Below are 15352 nucleotides of genomic sequence, written 5' to 3' on the forward strand. Positions count from 1 at the left end.
GCGACGATCGGCGGGCGCCCGCCTCACTTGCCGAGCGGGGCTTTTTCCATCAGCACGGGCACCGCGTTGGGGCCGCGGCGGACCTGGAACGAGGTCATCGCGGTGCGGTAGCCGGGGGCGTTGAAGCGGAGCAGCAAGGTCGCGCCGTCGTCCTTGAGCGGGAGCTCGGGGAACTTGTCGACCGTGTAGGCCTTGTTGTTGACGCACGGCCCGCTGACGCACTCGACCGTGGTGCCGGCGGGCGCGCCCTCGAACTGGAAGACCGCGCTCTCGGGGGCGCCGAACTCTCGCTCGAGCGCGAACTGGATGTAGTTGCGGCCGGGCACGAGGTTGTAGGTGCCGACGTAGGGCTTGTAGTGCATCGCCCGGAACTCGAGCTGCACGGTCGCGCCGCTCGCCGGGAGCGGGATCGGCGGGTACACGCCGGTGATGAAGTCGGCCGAGCGCGTCGGGCACGGACCGCTCACGCACTGCACGATCGTGTTCTGCGGGCCCTTGGCGAACTCGAGGTTGGCCACCGCCGCGTCGCTCGCCGGAGTGGCCGGTGCGCCGGATGCGCTGCTCGAATTCGCGGCCGGATCGGGCGCGGGCGCGCTCGCAGCCGCGACCAGCTCGCAGGTGCAGTGCGCGTCGTCGACGGCGGCGCAGCGCACGCCCGGCGCCACTCGCTCGATGTAGACGGCGCACGGGTCGTTGCCCGGGCCGCTTGCGATGGTATTCGCGGAGGCGGTGTCGGGCGCCGCCGACGCTGCCGCGTCCGAGCGGGGCCGGACGGTGCACGCGATGCCGAGGACGCACAGGCCGAGCAGGGCAGGAGTGATTGCACGCATGGCGCAGCTCAGCTTTTAGCGCGGGCCGGCCGATCGCTCAAGAAACGGACCCGCCGGCAATGCGCCGAATCGAGGAAGAACGGCCGAGTCCGCCGCGGCCACCGGACTCGGCCGCCGCGTCCGGCAATGAATCCGCGCGAGCAGCCGCAGAGCGTGACGCGGTCGTCATGATCGACGGACCTCGATTCATCACCCCGACGCTCGAACACCTGCGTCGTCGGCGATCGACTTCCGTCGCCCGCGGGCGAGTCACAGCGTCGCGTCCGGCAAGTCGAGCCCGCGTGGCCGGGGCGGCGAGCGCAACCCGCCGCGGGCAGAGCGACTTCGGTCGACTTACACCCACCGACCAGCCTGGCCGGCAGAACGGCGGTCCGACCGCGATGCGTATGAACCGACCTTCACGTGCCGCGCGGCCCGGGTTCGGCTAAGTGCGAGGCATGGAGATCCTGGATCGACTCAAGAGCATCGTGGGGATCGGCAAGGCGACCATCGAGCTGGTGAAGGTCGACACGCCGGTGCGGCCCGGCGCCGAGCTGCACGCCACCGTGATCTTGCGCGGCGGTGACTACGACGTCGCGGTCCAGGACGTGCGCCTGCACTTCGACGAGGAGCGCATGGTGTACACCGCGCAGGGCCGCGGCGACTTCGCGTTCTGGCAGCAGCACGCGAACGTGACGATCCCGCTCGGTGGACGCATGCTCGGCAAGGACGAGCAGCTGGAGATGCCGGTACTCCTCACGCTGCCGCTCGACCTGGCGGGGACCGCGGAGAACCTGCGCTACGTGCTCATCGCCGAGACCGAGATCCCCGGGCTCAATCCCAAGCACGCCGTGCCGGTCGAGGTCGTGGCATAACCACGATCGATGCCCGACGACCTCGACGCGGAAGACCTCGCCCGCCTGCGTGAGCTCGGCCAGCGCTTCATGCGGGCCGTGCCCCACAACAACGCGCTCGGCCTCGAGCTCCGGGCCGTCGGCGACGGCCGGGCCGAGATCTTCCTGCCCTACGACGTCCGCCTGGTCGGCAACCCGGAGACCGGGGTGCTGCACGGCGGGGCGATCTCGGCGCTGATCGACGCCTGCTGCGGCGCCGCGGTGTTCCAGGCGCTGCGCAAGCCGATGGCGATCGCGACCCTCGACCTCCGCATCGACTACCTCAAGCCCGCCTCCCCCGCCCTCGGCGTGACCGCCCGCGCCCACTGCTACAAGGTCACCCGCCACGTCGCGTTCGTCCGCGGGGTCGCGTTCCACGACCGCGAGGACGACCCGATCGCCACCAGCGCCGGGACCTTCATGCTCGGCACGCGCACGACCAGCCGCACGGAGGGGGCCGCGTGAGCACGACGGACCAGTGGTTGAAGCAAGTGCTCGCGGAGGCCCGCGCGGCCGGCGACCCGGCTCGCCTGGCGGCGGTGGTGCCGTACGCGCAGACGATGGGGATCTCGCTGCTGCTGGCGCCCGAGGGCCCGCACGCGGGGGAGCTGCTGGGGGTGATGCGGTTCGGCGAGCACTTGATCGGCAACCCCGTGCTGCCGGCGCTGCACGGCGGGGCCCTGTGCGCGCTGCTCGAGTCGACCGCGATCTTCCAGCTGCTGTGGGAGAGCGAGCTGTCGGCGACGCCGCGGACGATCGGTCTCACCGTGGAGTACCTGCGCTCCGGTCGCCCGGTCGACACGTTCGCGCGCGGCATGCCGACCCGCCAGGGCCGCCGCGTCACCAACGTCCGCGTCGAGGCCTGGCAGGACGACCGCTCGCGCCCGATCGCCGTCGCCAGCGCGCACTTCCTGGTCCACAGCGACGAGGGGCCGGCGAAGCTCGAGATCTGAGCCGCCGCCTCGCGCTCGGTCGCCTCGTCGAGGGCGAGGACCGACTCGCCCGATCTGCATCCGCTCGGTTCACAGCGACGAGAGACCCGAGAAGCTCGAGAGCCGAGCCGCTGCGCGCCGCCGTCACCAGGCGCTCGAGCGCCTCGTCGCATCGCTGTCCAGGACGAGGACCTGGCTCGCCCCGAGCCACCTCCGCGCCCGTTCGCGCCGAGGCCGGTCGTGCCGCTGGGAGCGGGCGACGAGCGCTGAAGGCCCGAGGGGCGCGCTTCCTGGCCGGGGCGACCGAGGAGCGCGCCGAGGCTGGATTGGCCGCTGGCGGCCCGAGGAGCGCTTTCAAGGCGGTCGCGCCAGGTCCGGACGCACTGCCGGCGCGCCCTCGCGACGCGCTTGCCGGGGCGACGAGGGTCGCGCCGAGGCCGGGCCCTCGCGGCCGGCCGAAAACCGCGCGCTCGTCCCGGCCGCGCGAGCCGGTACACTGCTCGGGTGTCCCCGTCGCACCACGGCCGGCTCGAGGTCGCAGGATGACCAGCGCGCCGCCCGGGTCGGAGTTCCGCGCCCGCGCGCGGGCCGAGGCCGAGCGCTACGGGCCCGACCCGTGGGTGTTCGTGCGCGAGCTGCTGCAGAACGCCCGCGACGCCGGCGCGACCAAGGTCGAGTTCACTGCGGAGGCCCGCGGCGGCCGGTGGGTGCTGCGCTGCCGCGACGACGGCGAGGGCATGACCTTCGCCCACGCGCGCCGCTACCTGTTCGCGCTCTACGCCTCGAGCAAGGAGTCGCGCCGCGATCAGGTCGGCCGCTTCGGCGTCGGCTTCTGGTCGGTGCTCCGCTTCGAGCCGGAGCGGATCGCCATCCGCTCGCGGGCGCGGCGGCCGGACCCGAATTCACCTGACCCGGAGGACAGGTCGGGCGCGTGGGCGCTCGAGCTCGACGGCGACCTGTCGACGGCGCGGCGGACGGCCCCGCCGAGCCTGCCCGGGACGGAGATCGAGCTCGAGCGGGCGGCGGTCGACGAGGCGCTCGAGCGGCGGGTGTTCGACGCTGCGTTCCAGAACGCGCGCTTCTTGGCGACCCGCGACGACCCCGAGCGGCCGCTGGTGGTCACGGTCAACGGCCGCAAGGTCAACAAGCCGTTCGCCCTGCCGGCCCCGAGCGCGAGCTTCCGCCGCGGGCGCGTGCGCGGGGTGGTGGCCCTCGGCGAGGCGGCGCGCGTGGAGCTGTTCTCGCGCGGGCTGCGGGTCCGCTCGGCCGCGTCGCTGGCCGACTTCGTGGTGGCCGGCGGGCGCAGCACCGACAACAGCCGCGTGCACTTCACCGAGCTGCCCGGCCGGCTGGCCCCGCAGGCGCTGCTCGAGAGCGACGCGCTCGAGCTGATGCTGTCGCGCTCCGACGCCCGCGACAACAAGGCGCTGCGCCGCCTGGTCGACCTGGCCCAGCGCGAGCTCGAGGGCCTGATCGCCCGCCAGCTCGACGCCGCCCGCCCGCTGCCGCTGTGGCAGCGCCCGTGGGCGGCGCTGCGCGACCTGCTCCGCCGCTCGCTGGCCGTGCGCATGTTCCTGGCCGCCCTGCTCGGCGCGGCCATCGCCGGCGGGGCCGCCTACGCCTTGTGGGGCGACCGGATCTGGGCCCGCTTCCGGCCGACTCCAGGCCAGGCCTATGGGACAGGTCCCATCGAACATGGCGAAACGGCCAGCGCCAACCTGCCGGCCCGCTACGCCGACCTGGCCGCGCGCTACCGCGGGCCGCAGGTCGACGTGCTCACCGGCGCCGGCGCCCGCGAGCCGCCGCTGACGTTCCGCCCGGCCGACCTGCGCCTGCACTTCGCGGCGCTGCTGTTCACCCGCCTCGGCGACACTGCCCAGGCCCGCGCGCCCGAGCCGCGCGGCCAGTACCCGTTCACGACCTGCTCCGAAGGACAGGTGTGCCCGGAGGTCGAGCTGCGCCTGGGGGCGCCGGCCGGGGCGATGCGGCTGCCGGTGCCGACCGGCCACCGCGTGGTCGCCGGCAGCGCGGCGCTGATCGACGCGGAGCACCCGGAGGGCGCGCCGGTGGAGCTGCAGGTCGGCGCCGACGACGACGCGCTGCTGCTGCTGGCCGACGCGTCGGAGGGGACGCTGACGTACCGCACCGCGCCGGCGCCGGCGGGCCGGCGGGCGAAGGCGGTGTCGTCGGGGCTCCTGCCGCCCGACGTGCGCCGCGAGGCGCGAGCGCTGCGCGGGCGATCGATCGCCGCGCGGGTGTCGGCGCTGACCGGGTTGACGCGCGAGCTGGTGGCCTACAGCACCGCGCCGGAGGTGGCGGCCCAGCACCGGGCCCTGGCCGGCGAGCACTTCATCACCCGCGCGCTCGAGATCGGCCAGGGCGACTGCGACGTGCAGAACGGGCTGCTGACCGCGCTGCTGCAGGAGGCCGGGGTCGAGTCGCGGCTGGCGATCGGCTTCGTCGGCCAGGACGGGCGCGTGAACCCGTGGCTGCACGCGTGGGCCGAGTACCGCGGGCAGGACGGCGAGTGGGCGGTGGCCGACGCGAGCACGGGGATCGCCCTCGGCACGCCGGCGGGGCCCCTCGAGCCGGGCGAGATCGACGTGACCGCCGAGACCGCGGCCGACAGCGACGCCGAGCCGGGGCCGGGCGAGATGATCGACGCGCAGCCGGAGCTGGCTGTCGGGACAGGTTCGATGGAGCATGTCCGGGCAGACATGTCGGTCCGACGTCCGCTGGTGCCGTGGGGCCTGGCCGTCGGCGCGGTGGCGCTGTTCGCGGTGGCGCTGTTCGGGCTGCTGCGCGAGCGGACCCGCCGGCGCGTGGCGCTCGACGCCAGCGGCGACCTGTCGCGGCTGCTGCAGGGGGCGCTGCAGCAGCCGGAGGTGTTCCAGGCGGTGCCGGCGGTGTTCGAGCGGCCGCTGGTGCCGACGGCCGCCGGCGGGGCGCTGTCGCTGTCGCAGGCCAAGCGGCTCGCGGCGCGCGGCCAGCTGTACCGCACGCGCCGGCGCTCGCCGCTGGCCGTCGACGCGCTGGCCGGCGACGCGGCCGTGCTCGACGAGGAGCGCCCGGAGGCCCGCGCGGTGGCCGACGCCCTCGGCGCGACCGACCTCGACCTGTGGGACGCGGTGCTGGCGACGACGGGCGAGACCGATCTGCTGAAGGCCATGAGCGCGCGCCTGACTGCGTCGGGCGAGCCGTGGACGGTCCTCGCCAGCCCGTCGCTCGGCAGCGAAGAGCTCCGCAGCCTCGACCTGGCGCCGCTCCGCCTGCGCAAGTCGCCGCTGCGCGGGCGCCGGGTGGTCGTGGTCGGGACGGGCAACCCGTGGCTGCACGACGCCGCCGGCGTGCTGGCCGCCCGACCCGCGGCGGCGGTGTTCGCGGGCCTCGACTATCTGCTGGACCGCCTCGACCTCGGCCCGGAACGCACCGCCCGCCTGCTGCGCGACGCGGCCCGCGAGGCGGTGCACGAGGCGGCCCGCGGGAGGCCGGCGTGACAGGCGGCCGGGGCGGATTCATGAGACATGTCCGCAGGGACATGTCTTATGAACCTCGTGCGTTCGACGGGCGTGACGGGCGCGAGGAGCGAGATGTCCGAAAGGACATGTTGAAGAAACAGTTCCACGAGGCCACAGGCGGCCCGGCGAAGCGAGATGTGCGAAGGGACATGTCGATGGCGCAGCCCCGTCGAGTCACGGGCGGCCTGGCGGAGCTGGATGTCCGACGGGACATGTCGATGAGTCCGCATCGCCGAGCCACGGGCCTGGGCTCGAAGTCTCCGCGTCGAGACCGGCGCGCTCGCCCCCTTGTCGCTAAACCTGTCCATATGGACATGTTCGTGGGGACGGCGTGAGCGAGACGGTCGACCTGCGCCAGCTGCTGGCGATCGACATCGAGGCCGAGCTGCGCAAGCTGGCGACGGCGCAGTTGCAGGGGCCGTGGCAGCTGCCGGCGGAGCTGGTGCGGCGGTCGCTGTCGGCGGGGGCGCGCACGGTCGAGGTCGAGCTCGGGCGGGCCTCGGTGCGGGTGCGCGACGACGGGGCGGCGATCGGGCGCGAGCTGCTGCTGGCGCTCGCCGACCTGCTCGACGCCAGCGTCCAGGCCGAGCGGCGGCACCGGGCCCTGCTCGCGCTCGAGGAGGCCGGCGCGCTGGCGCTGCTGGCCCTGCCCGCGCTGCGCCCGGGGAAGGTCGAGATCGTCGCGCGCTCGCACGGCCTGGCGCGGCGCCTGGAGTACGGCGGGCAGGGTCGAGCGAACCTGTCCGAAGGGGCAGATCCGTCCGGCGGCCGCGGGACCGAGTTCGTGGTCCGCGGCGCGGAGATCGATCCGGCTCGCGCGCGCACCTACCTGGCCGACGTCGCCCGCTTCGCGCCCGCGGCGGTCCGCGTCGACGGGGCGGCGATCAGCGACGGGCTGCGCCGCTTCCTCGCGCGCGCCGACCTCGAGCTGCCGCAGTTCAAGCTGCGCGGCAGCGTGGCCCTGGCCCACCGCGGCGAGCCGGCGCGGATCTGGCTGCTGGTCCACGGGGTGGTGTCGACCCACGTGGGGGTCACGCGCGCGCCGTGCTTCGAGGCGGTGGTCGAGCTGGCCGACAAGTTCGGGGCCGGCGAGCTGACCCCCGCCGCCACCGCGGCCGACCTGCGCGAGGCGATCGCGCCCGCGCTCGAGGCGATCGTCGACGCCGGCGTGCAGCTGATGCTGGCCACCGGGGCGCGCTCGGCCAGCCTGCCGGCGACCAGCCAGGCGCGGGTGCTGCACCTGCTCCTGCAAGCGCTGCGGTCCCGTCGACGCGCGGCCGAGGTGCTGGCGCTGCCGATCGTGCCGGCGCTGGTGAGCCGCGACGAGCGACGGTACCTGCCGATCGAGAGCCTGCCGGCGCTCGCCCGGCCCGAGCCGGCCTTCGCCCTCGACCCCGAGCAGAACCCGGAGGAGTTCGCCCTGCCCGGGCCGCCCGTCCTGCTGCTCGGCACCGCCGACCGCGGGATCCTCGCCGAGCTGTTGCACCTGCGGTTCCGCTCGCCCCCGCCGCGCGGAAACGAGCACTTACCGGTCGCGGCCAACCTCTCTCGCGGCTGGCGGCGCTTCTGGCAGGCGTTCGGCGGGGCGCGGCGGCCCTTGCCGGAGTCGGCGCTGTCCCCGACCGAGCGGCAATTCCTGGCGGCCCTGCGCGCGGCCGTCCGCGGCGGCGCTGGGGCGCCCGAGCGGGTCGAGCTGTGCGCCGGCGCCGGATCGCCGCGGGTGGCCGGCGAGCCGGAGACCCTGTACCTCGGCCGCGAGCATCCCGACGTCTGGGCGGCGATCGCCGCGGCCGAGACCGGCGAGGCCTGGGTGTTCCCGGCCTGCATCGCCCTGCTTGCCGGAGTCGGCATGCCGGGAACGGCAAGTCGCGCGACGTGGGTCCGGACGTGGCATCGGCTGTTACAAGGCCGGGGATGACCCCGGTCCGCGTCGACGATCCCGACGACCCGCGCCTCGCCGACTACCGCGCGCTGGAGGCGCTCGGGCACCGGCCCGACCCGCACCACTTCATCGCCGAGAGCGAGCTGGTGGTCGAGCGCCTGCTGCGGAGCACCTGGCCGGTGGCCTCGGTGCTGACGACCGCGAGCCACTGCGAGCGCCTGGTCCCGGCCCTGGCGACCCGGCCCGAGGTGCCGGTCTACGTCGCCGACCAGGCGGTGCTGCGCGCGGCCGTCGGCTTCAACTTCCACCGCGGCGTCGCGGCCATCGGTCTGCGGCCGCCGGTCCTGCGCTGGAACGACATGTCCCCAGGGACATCTTTAAAAAATGTCCCGGAGGACATGTTGTCGGAGCCGTGCGCGCGGCCGACGTACACCGTCCTGCTCGCGCAGGGTCTGAGCGATCCGGCCAACGTCGGCGCGATCGTCCGCGCCGCCCGGGCCTTCGGCGTCGACCTGCTGCTGCTCGACCGGGCCGGGGCCGACCCCCTCAGTCGGCGGGCGATCCGCGCCGCGGCCGGGAACGTGTTCGCGCAGGCGAGCGCCGGCGTGGGGGACCTGGTCGCGGCGGTCGAGCGGCTGCGGCGGGCCGGCGCCACGGTGTACGCGGCGACCCCCGGTCCGCGGTCGCGGCCCCTCGGTGCGGTCGTGCGACCGGCGCGGTGCGTGATCCTGGTCGGCAGCGAGGGCCAGGGCCTGCCGGCGACGTTGCGCGCGGTCAGCGACGAGGAGGTCGCGATCCCGATGCGCCCGGGCGTCGACTCGCTGGGGGTCGCGGCCGCCACCGCGATCCTGCTCTACGCCCTCGCCGGGGCGCAGGGCCCGGGGTTATGATGGGCCCAGGCGAACGACATGGACGTCATTCTCAGCGCCTCCCTCGGGCTCCTGTTTTTGGTCGTCGGCACGGCTGCCGTGTTCCTGATGTACTACCTCTGGGGCTTTCCGTTCGACAAGGCCACGCGCACGAGCGCCGCGCCGCCGTCGTTGATGCGGCTCCACCGGCAGCTCGGGTGGTTCTACATCTCGATCTACATCGTCTTGATGTTCGAGATGGTGCCGCGGATGTGGAACTACCAGGTCGAGTGGCCGGCGCGGACGGTCGCGCACATGTGCCTCGGCATGGGCGTGGGCTTCATCCTGCTGGTCAAGGTGGTGATCTTGCGGTTCTTCCGCCACCTCGAGGAGTGGATGCCGGCGCTCGGGACGTCGCTGCTGGCGTGCACCGTCATGCTCGCGGGGCTGTCGATGCCGCACGCGTTCCGCGAGATGGCGCTCGCCAGCGAGATGGGCGACGTCTACGGCGACGAGAACCGCGAGCGGGTGAAGAAGCTGCTGCAGGCCGCCGAGCTGCCGAGCGAGGCGCCGGTCGACGAGCTCGCCTCGGCCGCCTCGCTGCGCGCCGGCCGGCAGGTGCTGCTCAAGAAGTGCGTCGCCTGCCATGACCTCAAGACGATCCTCGACCGCCCGCGCTCGCCGCTCGACTGGGTCGGCACGGTCGACCGCATGGTCATCAAGCCCAGCTTCAACGAGCCGATCTCCGAGTTCGAGGGCTGGCAGGTCACCGCCTATCTGATCGCCATCTCGCGCGACCTGCAGCGCTCGCTCAAGGAGCGCCGCGCCGCCGAGGAGCAGCGCGAGCAGGCCGACGCGGTCCTGGCCGCGCCGCCGCCCGGGGCCGCACCGCCGGTCGCCACCGAGCCGGCCCCGGCGCCGGCGATCGACGCCGCGGCCGCGCGCAAGACCTACGAGAGCGTGTGCAGCCAGTGCCACGAGCTGTCGGAGGTCGAGAAGGCGCCGCCCACCAGCGAGGCCGAGGTCATCGAGGTCATCCGCCGCATGGTCGACGACAACGAGATGAAGGCCACGCCGGAGCAGGTCACCCACATCGAGTTCCACATGATCAAGGTGTTCGTCCACCGCGGCTGACCGTTCGGACAGCCAAGAGACAAGGAAGGATCTCAGCACATGCAGCGCGATCTCGAGGGGCTCACCATCGTCGTCACCGGAGGCGCCGGCGCGCTCGGCGGCGCAGTCGTACAGGAGCTGGCCGACGCCGGCGCCGCGGTCGTGGTGCCGGCGATCGACGACGGCCCGGCCGAACGCGTCGCCGGCGTGCGCTACGTGCCGCGCGTCGACCTGTCCCAGGAGGCAGCCGTGGCGGCCGTCTACGACGCGCTGCCGTCGCTGTGGGCCTCGGTCCACGTGGCCGGCGGCTTCACCTGGGCCAAGGTCGAGGACACCACGCTCGCCACGCTGCAGGGCCAGTGGACGCTCAACGCGGTGACCGCGTTCCTGTGCAGCCGCGCCGCGGTGGCGAAGATCCGCGCGACCGGCAAGCAGGGCGGCCGCATCGTCAACACGGTCGCCCGCGCGGTCGCCCAGCCGGCCGCCGGCCTGTCCGCCTACACGATGTCCAAGGCGGCCGTGGCCGCGCTGACCGCCCAGCTCGCCGAGGAGCTGCGCCAGGAGGGCATCACCGTCAACGCGATCGCCCCGGGCCTCATCGACACGCCCGTCAACCGCAGGGACATGCCCGACGCCGACTTCTCGCGCTGGACGAAGCCGGCCGAGATCGCCCGCACCATCCACGCGCTGGTCTCGCCGGGGCTCGGGGTGACGAGCGGCGCGATCGTGCCGGTCTACGGTCGGTCCTGAGGGACCAGGCCTGTCGCGAAGGACAGGTCGTAAAGGACAGGCGCTCGCGCCGGTTCGTCGGCGCAGCAGAGCGCGCCGGCGGTGTTCGCCGGCGCGAGCCAGCAGTCGCCGAACCACGCCTCGTCGGTGGCCTCGGGGCCACGGCGCAGCCCGTCGCAGGTGTTGCGTCGTCCTCGATCAGGAACGAGAGCGCCAGCGCGCCCATGTTCTTGCGGCCGATGTTGAACACTGCGTCAGGCATGCTGGCGCGGAGCGGGTACTCGGCGTGGCTCGCGTGCCCGAAGGGCGGCGATGTGTTCGCCGCGGACCGCCGCGGCGACGATGCCGGCGGTCCTCGTGGTGCACTGTGGCGGGACCATGTCGACGAGCAGGCCCGAGAGGTCGACCGCGTCCGGCAACAGCTGCGGCACGCGTTCGCCGGGGCGTGGCTCGCAGGCCGCGAGCCCGGCGAGCGCAGGGGGCCGTCCTCGCAGGCGCGCGCGTGCTCGCTCGCGCAAGCGGCGAGCGCGGCCAGGAGGGCGATCCACTTCGAGCGGATGAGGCGTGCGTCCCTCGTGTCGATGCTCGCGCCGACCTCGGCCTGGCGCTCGGTCGCAGATCATTGTTTCGCGGGCATGCATGCGGATCGGTGCGCGCACGTGCGCCCACACTGTCTCTTCAGACATGTCATTCGTGCATCGTTTCCGAGCGGGCGCCCGCGTTGCGGACGTCGAACCCGGCTGCTAGCGTTCGCGCGGCTATTGGCGTCGTTTCAGCTGCAAGGAGTTCGCGACAATGGGATGGTTCAGCTCGCTCAAGGACAAGCTCAATTCGGTCATCGTGGGGACAGCCGCCGGCGAATGGGCCGTCACGGCCATGGCGGTGATGGTATTCGCCGACGGTGAAGTGGAGGCGGCCGAGATCGAGAAGGCCAAGGTGATCGCGCTGACCAACCCGGTGGTCAAGAACTCGATCGGCAGCGCCCGCGGCGAGCAGCTGTTCAAGGACGCGGTCGAGACGATCAAGATGGAGCCGGGCTCGATGATCCAGACCTATCTGGCCAAGCTCGACGCGCTGGCCCGCAAGATCGGCAGCCAGGAGGACAAGAACTTCGCGCTCGCCGGCGTGATCGCGGTCGCCTCGGCCGACGGCGAGGTCGAGCGCCCCGAGTACGACCTGCTGGTCCGCTTCAAGGCGATCCTCGGCGCCACCCTCGATCTGCCCGCCGCCAAGTGACGCTCGCGGGTCGGTCGATGCACGGACGGCCCCGGTTCGCCGGGGCCGTCGTCGTTTGGTCGAGCGAAACGCGAAACGGCCCCGGTTCGCCGAACCGGGGCCGCCTTCGTCCGCATTGTCTGCGGTTCAGTCGCGCAGCTGGACGTACTCGAACTCGACCGGCTGGCCCTCGATGCCGCGGGTGGGCGGGGCGATCCAGTTGGCGAACTTGCCCGGCTCGTGCGAGGCCTTCATGATCGACAGCAGGTAGTCGTTGTCGTTCTGGGTCAGCAGCCACTCGGGGCGGCGCTTCTCGAAGGCGTCCTTGCCGATCAGGTTGCCGCTCGGGTCGAAGGCGTGGTCGGCGTAGATGCCCTGGTGGCGGTGGAAGCGGCGGCTCGGCAGGGACAGCCGCGTGGGCGAGCCGGCCTCCTCGAGGGTGCGGTTCCACTTGCGGAGCGCGCGCTCGCAGTCGTGGACGTAGGCGTCGCGCAGGACCTCGTTCATGGCGTTGCGCATCGGCACGTCGCGCTCGGTGAGGCGGCCGTCCTCGACGACGGGCAGGCGGTAGGTGCCCTCGAGGGCGCGGTGCTCCTCGTACTTGTCCTCGCGGTAGCGGCCCTTGAGGCCGGTGGCGAAGAAGTCGGCGGCGTTGCTCGAGATCTCGCCGCCGAACAGGTCGAGCGAGTAGGTGTACCAGTAGTTGATCGTGCGCTGGATGAGGTCGAAGTCGATGCCGCCCTGGTGGCGCACGTCGCCGTTGGGGTCGAGGCGCTGCAGCTCGGCCGAGCGCTTGACGATGCGGTCCATGCCGGTCTCGCCGACGAACAGGTGGTGCGCCTCTTCGGTGAGCATGAACTCGGTGGTGCGGGCCAGCGGGTCGAAGCCGCTCTGGGCCAGCGCCGCGAGCTGGTACTTGCCGTCGCGGTCCGTGAACATGGTGAACGCGAAGAAGCTCAGCCAGTGGTCGCACGGCTGGTTGAAGGCGCCGAGGATCCGCGGCTTGTCGGGGTCGCCGCTGCGGCGCTCGAGCAGCATGTCGGCCTCGTCACGCCCGTCGCGGCCGAAGTACTTGTGCAGCAGGTAGACCATCGCCCACAGGTGCCGGCCCTCCTCGACGTTGACCTGGAACAGGTTGCGCATGTCGTAGAGGCTGGGCGCGGTGTGGCCGAGCAGGCGCTGCTGCTCGACGCTGGCCGGCTCGGTGTCGGCCTGGGTGACGATGATGCGGCGCAGCGCGTTGCGGTGCTCGCCGGGGACCTCGTGCCACGCGGCCTTGCCGGCGTCGTCGCCGCAGCGGATCAGCGACTCCTCCTGGCGCGGGTTGAGGAAGATGCCCCAGCGGTAGTCCGGCATCTTGACGTAGTCGTAGTGGGCCCAGCCGTCGTTGTCGACCGACACGGCGGTGCGGAGGTAGACGTTCTTCTGGGCGAAGTCCGACGGGCCCATGTCGTTCCACCACTCGAGGTAGTTGGGCAGCCACCTCTCGAGCGCGCGCTGCAGCTTCACGTCGTCGGACAGCCCGACGTTGTTGGGGATCTTGGCGTTGAGGTCGACGTTGTTGCTGACCATGGGATCCGTGTGCTCCAAAAACGATCGGGGGGGTACTTACACGCGGTTGAGGTCGAAGTGCGGGCGCTGGGGCTTGCCGTACAGGCTGAGCGCGCCCTCCGGTCCGGTGGCGTTGGGCCGGATGAAGATCCAATTCTGCCAGGCCGAGAGGCGAGCGAAGATCTTGCTGGTGTCGTTCTCGGCGCCGACGAAGCGCAGGTTGGCCTCCATGCCGGTGAGCGCGTCGGGCGACATGCTGGCGCGCTCCTCGATGGCGACGCGGGTGTCGTCGTCCCAGTCGATCTTGTCGAGCCGCACCGTGACGAGGCCGGCGTCGTCGGCGTCCTCGGGGCCCAGCAGCTCCTGCCGCTCGCGCAGCTCGTTCACCTTGGACGGGTCGGCGGCTAGCCTTACGGACAGGCGCGAAGGGCCATGGCTCATCGGCAATGCCCCGAAGTTCAGGGGGCCGAGGCCGACCCGCACGTCCTCGTCGTCGAGCAGGTAGAAGCGGTCGGCGGCCAGCGCCAGCTCGAGCAGGCAGCCGGCGAAGGCCGAGTCGGTGGCGTCGCCGAGGGCGAAGAACGAGCGGCTGGTGAGGTCGAGGCGGCGCAGGACGCGGGCCATGTGCAGCAGGACCTCGCTGGCGAACCAGTGGTCGCGGGCGGCGAACAGCGCCCGGTCGTGGGCGAGGACGCGGGCCGCGTCGCCCTCGGTGCGCAGGAGCACGAGGCCGGTGTCGAGCAGGTTGAAGCGCAGCCACAGCAGCGCGTCGTCGAGCTCGCGGAAGGCCCGGAGCGCCCACAGCTGGTCGCCCGCGGCGTGGATGGCGGCGCCGCCCTTCTCGACGAGCGCCACGTCCTCGGCGCTCGGGCCCTTGACGGTGACGGTGGCGGTGCGCGCGGCCGGGTCCCAGCTCAGGGTGACGTGGCGGTAGCTGCGGCGGTTCTCGCCGCGGTCCGGGGTGATCGCGCCGAGCTTGACGCCGACGTGCTCGCCGGGCCGCAGGTCGACCTTGCGCTCGGCCGAGGCCTTGGCCTTCTTGGCGACCTCCTGCTCGAACCGGCTGCGCGAGAACACCGCGTCGACGAGGCCCCACTGCAGGGCACGCTTGCCGCGCACGCCCTCGGCGGTGGTGCAGAAGATGTCGGCGCGGTCGCGCCGGACCTTGCGCTTGTCGACCACGCGGGTGAGGCCGCCGGTGCCGGGCAGCACGCCGAGCAGCGGCACCTCGGGCAGGCTGACGGCGGAGTTGCCGTCGTCCTGCAGGTAGATCTCGGCGCACGCCAGCGCGAGCTCGTAGCCGCCGCCGGCGCAGGTGCCGTTGAGCGCGGCGAGGTAGACCTGGTCGCTGTTGGCGGTCGCGTCCTCGATCTCGCAGCGCGTCTCGTTGGTGAACTTGCAGAAGTTGACCTTCCACGCGTGCGTCGAGCTGCCGAGCATGAAGATGTTGGCGCCGGCGCAGAACACGTTGTCGTGGCCCGAGGTGACGATGACGGTGCGCACCTCGGGGTGCTCGAAGCGCATGCGCCGGACGACGTCGGCCAGCTCGATGTCGACGCCGAGGTCGTAGCTGTTGAGCTTGAGCTCGTAGCCGGGGCGCAGACCGGCGGCGGCGTCGACTCGCATCAGCACCTTTGCGATCGCGCCGTCGTACTGCACCTGCCAGTGCCGATAACGCGAGGGATCGGTCTCGAATTCGACGGGGGGGTGTTGCTGCGGCGAAGCGTCCATCGCAGACAAAAAATTACATGGGCTCGTCGCTTCGTGTGCCGCACTTCGAAGTGTGCTCTCGCACGGTTCGCGAGGGGCGTGCGGTGGGCCGGGGGAGTCTCGTGGCGATCGTCGCGCGCACCTCGACGTCC

The 15352-nt window shown here is 72.8% G+C and carries 12 protein-coding genes; 9 read left to right on the forward strand and 3 right to left on the reverse strand.

Translation table 11 applies throughout. The annotated features are described in order from the left end of the window. Window positions 1-23 precede the first annotated feature (23 nt). Complete coding sequence (locus tag O0S08_RS50160; protein WP_269036687.1) at window positions 24-830, reverse strand: hypothetical protein; 807 nt, start codon at window positions 828-830, stop codon at window positions 24-26. A gap of 437 nt (window positions 831-1267) precedes the next feature. Between O0S08_RS50160 and O0S08_RS50165 the strand changes: the two genes are divergently transcribed. From O0S08_RS50165 to O0S08_RS50205, 9 genes are all read left to right on the forward strand, one after another. Next, window positions 1268-1684 carry a sporulation protein gene (locus O0S08_RS50165; RefSeq protein ID WP_269036688.1) on the forward strand — a complete coding sequence of 139 codons (417 nt, stop codon included), beginning with the start codon at window positions 1268-1270 and terminating at the stop codon, window positions 1682-1684. A gap of 9 nt (window positions 1685-1693) precedes the next feature. Next, window positions 1694-2167 (forward strand): PaaI family thioesterase, encoded by a 474-nt coding sequence (locus O0S08_RS50170; protein WP_269036689.1) that lies wholly within the window; start codon window positions 1694-1696, stop codon window positions 2165-2167. Further along, window positions 2164-2655 (forward strand): PaaI family thioesterase, encoded by a 492-nt coding sequence (locus tag O0S08_RS50175; protein ID WP_269036690.1) that lies wholly within the window; start codon window positions 2164-2166, stop codon window positions 2653-2655. Before O0S08_RS50170 ends, O0S08_RS50175 begins: the two co-directional genes overlap by 4 nt. A 521-nt stretch (window positions 2656-3176) precedes the next feature. Then, window positions 3177-6131, forward strand: a complete 2955-nt coding sequence (locus O0S08_RS50180; protein WP_269036691.1) for a sacsin N-terminal ATP-binding-like domain-containing protein — start codon at window positions 3177-3179, stop codon at window positions 6129-6131. 352 nt (window positions 6132-6483) lie between these two features. Beyond that, window positions 6484-8070 carry a hypothetical protein gene (locus O0S08_RS50185; protein WP_269036692.1) on the forward strand — a complete coding sequence of 529 codons (1587 nt, stop codon included), beginning with the start codon at window positions 6484-6486 and terminating at the stop codon, window positions 8068-8070. Then, window positions 8067-8924: a TrmH family RNA methyltransferase gene (locus O0S08_RS50190; RefSeq protein WP_269036693.1), complete on the forward strand. Its 858-nt coding sequence runs from the start codon at window positions 8067-8069 to the stop codon at window positions 8922-8924. Before O0S08_RS50185 ends, O0S08_RS50190 begins: the two co-directional genes overlap by 4 nt. 18 nt (window positions 8925-8942) lie before the next feature. After that, entirely contained in the window at window positions 8943-10016 is a 1074-nt protein-coding gene (locus O0S08_RS50195; RefSeq protein ID WP_269036694.1) for a hypothetical protein, read from the forward strand. Between the two features lie 39 nt (window positions 10017-10055). Beyond that, on the forward strand, window positions 10056-10745 hold the full coding sequence (locus O0S08_RS50200; RefSeq protein WP_269036695.1) for an SDR family NAD(P)-dependent oxidoreductase: 690 nt from the start codon (window positions 10056-10058) through the stop codon (window positions 10743-10745). A gap of 774 nt (window positions 10746-11519) precedes the next feature. Next, window positions 11520-11960 (forward strand): TerB family tellurite resistance protein, encoded by a 441-nt coding sequence (locus tag O0S08_RS50205; protein ID WP_269036696.1) that lies wholly within the window; start codon window positions 11520-11522, stop codon window positions 11958-11960. Between the two features lie 126 nt (window positions 11961-12086). Here the strand turns inward: O0S08_RS50205 and boxB are convergent, their stop codons facing one another. Both boxB and boxC read right to left on the reverse strand, forming a co-directional pair. Further along, window positions 12087-13511: a benzoyl-CoA 2,3-epoxidase subunit BoxB gene (gene boxB, locus O0S08_RS50210; protein WP_269036697.1), complete on the reverse strand. Its 1425-nt coding sequence runs from the start codon at window positions 13509-13511 to the stop codon at window positions 12087-12089. A gap of 36 nt (window positions 13512-13547) precedes the next feature. After that, complete coding sequence (gene boxC / locus O0S08_RS50215; protein WP_269036698.1) at window positions 13548-15221, reverse strand: 2,3-epoxybenzoyl-CoA dihydrolase; 1674 nt, start codon at window positions 15219-15221, stop codon at window positions 13548-13550. Window positions 15222-15352: the final 131 nt, after the last annotated feature.

This window comes from Nannocystis punicea (genome assembly GCF_026965555.1).
Classification (GTDB): domain Bacteria; phylum Myxococcota_A; class Polyangia; order Nannocystales; family Nannocystaceae; genus Nannocystis; species Nannocystis punicea.

Bases quoted from the DNA above. Each gene is read 5' to 3' on its own strand.
- O0S08_RS50160 (WP_269036687.1), bottom strand. From the start codon at position 830: ATGCGTGCAATCACTCCTGCCCTGCTCGGCCTGTGCGTCCTCGGCATC.
- O0S08_RS50165 (WP_269036688.1), top strand. From the start codon at position 1,268: ATGGAGATCCTGGATCGACTCAAGAGCATCGTGGGGATCGGCAAGGCG.
- O0S08_RS50170 (WP_269036689.1), top strand. From the start codon at position 1,694: ATGCCCGACGACCTCGACGCGGAAGACCTCGCCCGCCTGCGTGAGCTC.
- O0S08_RS50180 (WP_269036691.1), top strand. From the start codon at position 3,177: ATGACCAGCGCGCCGCCCGGGTCGGAGTTCCGCGCCCGCGCGCGGGCC.
- O0S08_RS50190 (WP_269036693.1), top strand. From the start codon at position 8,067: ATGACCCCGGTCCGCGTCGACGATCCCGACGACCCGCGCCTCGCCGAC.
- O0S08_RS50195 (WP_269036694.1), top strand. From the start codon at position 8,943: ATGGACGTCATTCTCAGCGCCTCCCTCGGGCTCCTGTTTTTGGTCGTC.
- O0S08_RS50200 (WP_269036695.1), top strand. From the start codon at position 10,056: ATGCAGCGCGATCTCGAGGGGCTCACCATCGTCGTCACCGGAGGCGCC.
- O0S08_RS50205 (WP_269036696.1), top strand. From the start codon at position 11,520: ATGGGATGGTTCAGCTCGCTCAAGGACAAGCTCAATTCGGTCATCGTG.
- boxB (WP_269036697.1), bottom strand. From the start codon at position 13,511: ATGGTCAGCAACAACGTCGACCTCAACGCCAAGATCCCCAACAACGTC.
- boxC (WP_269036698.1), bottom strand. From the start codon at position 15,221: ATGGACGCTTCGCCGCAGCAACACCCCCCCGTCGAATTCGAGACCGAT.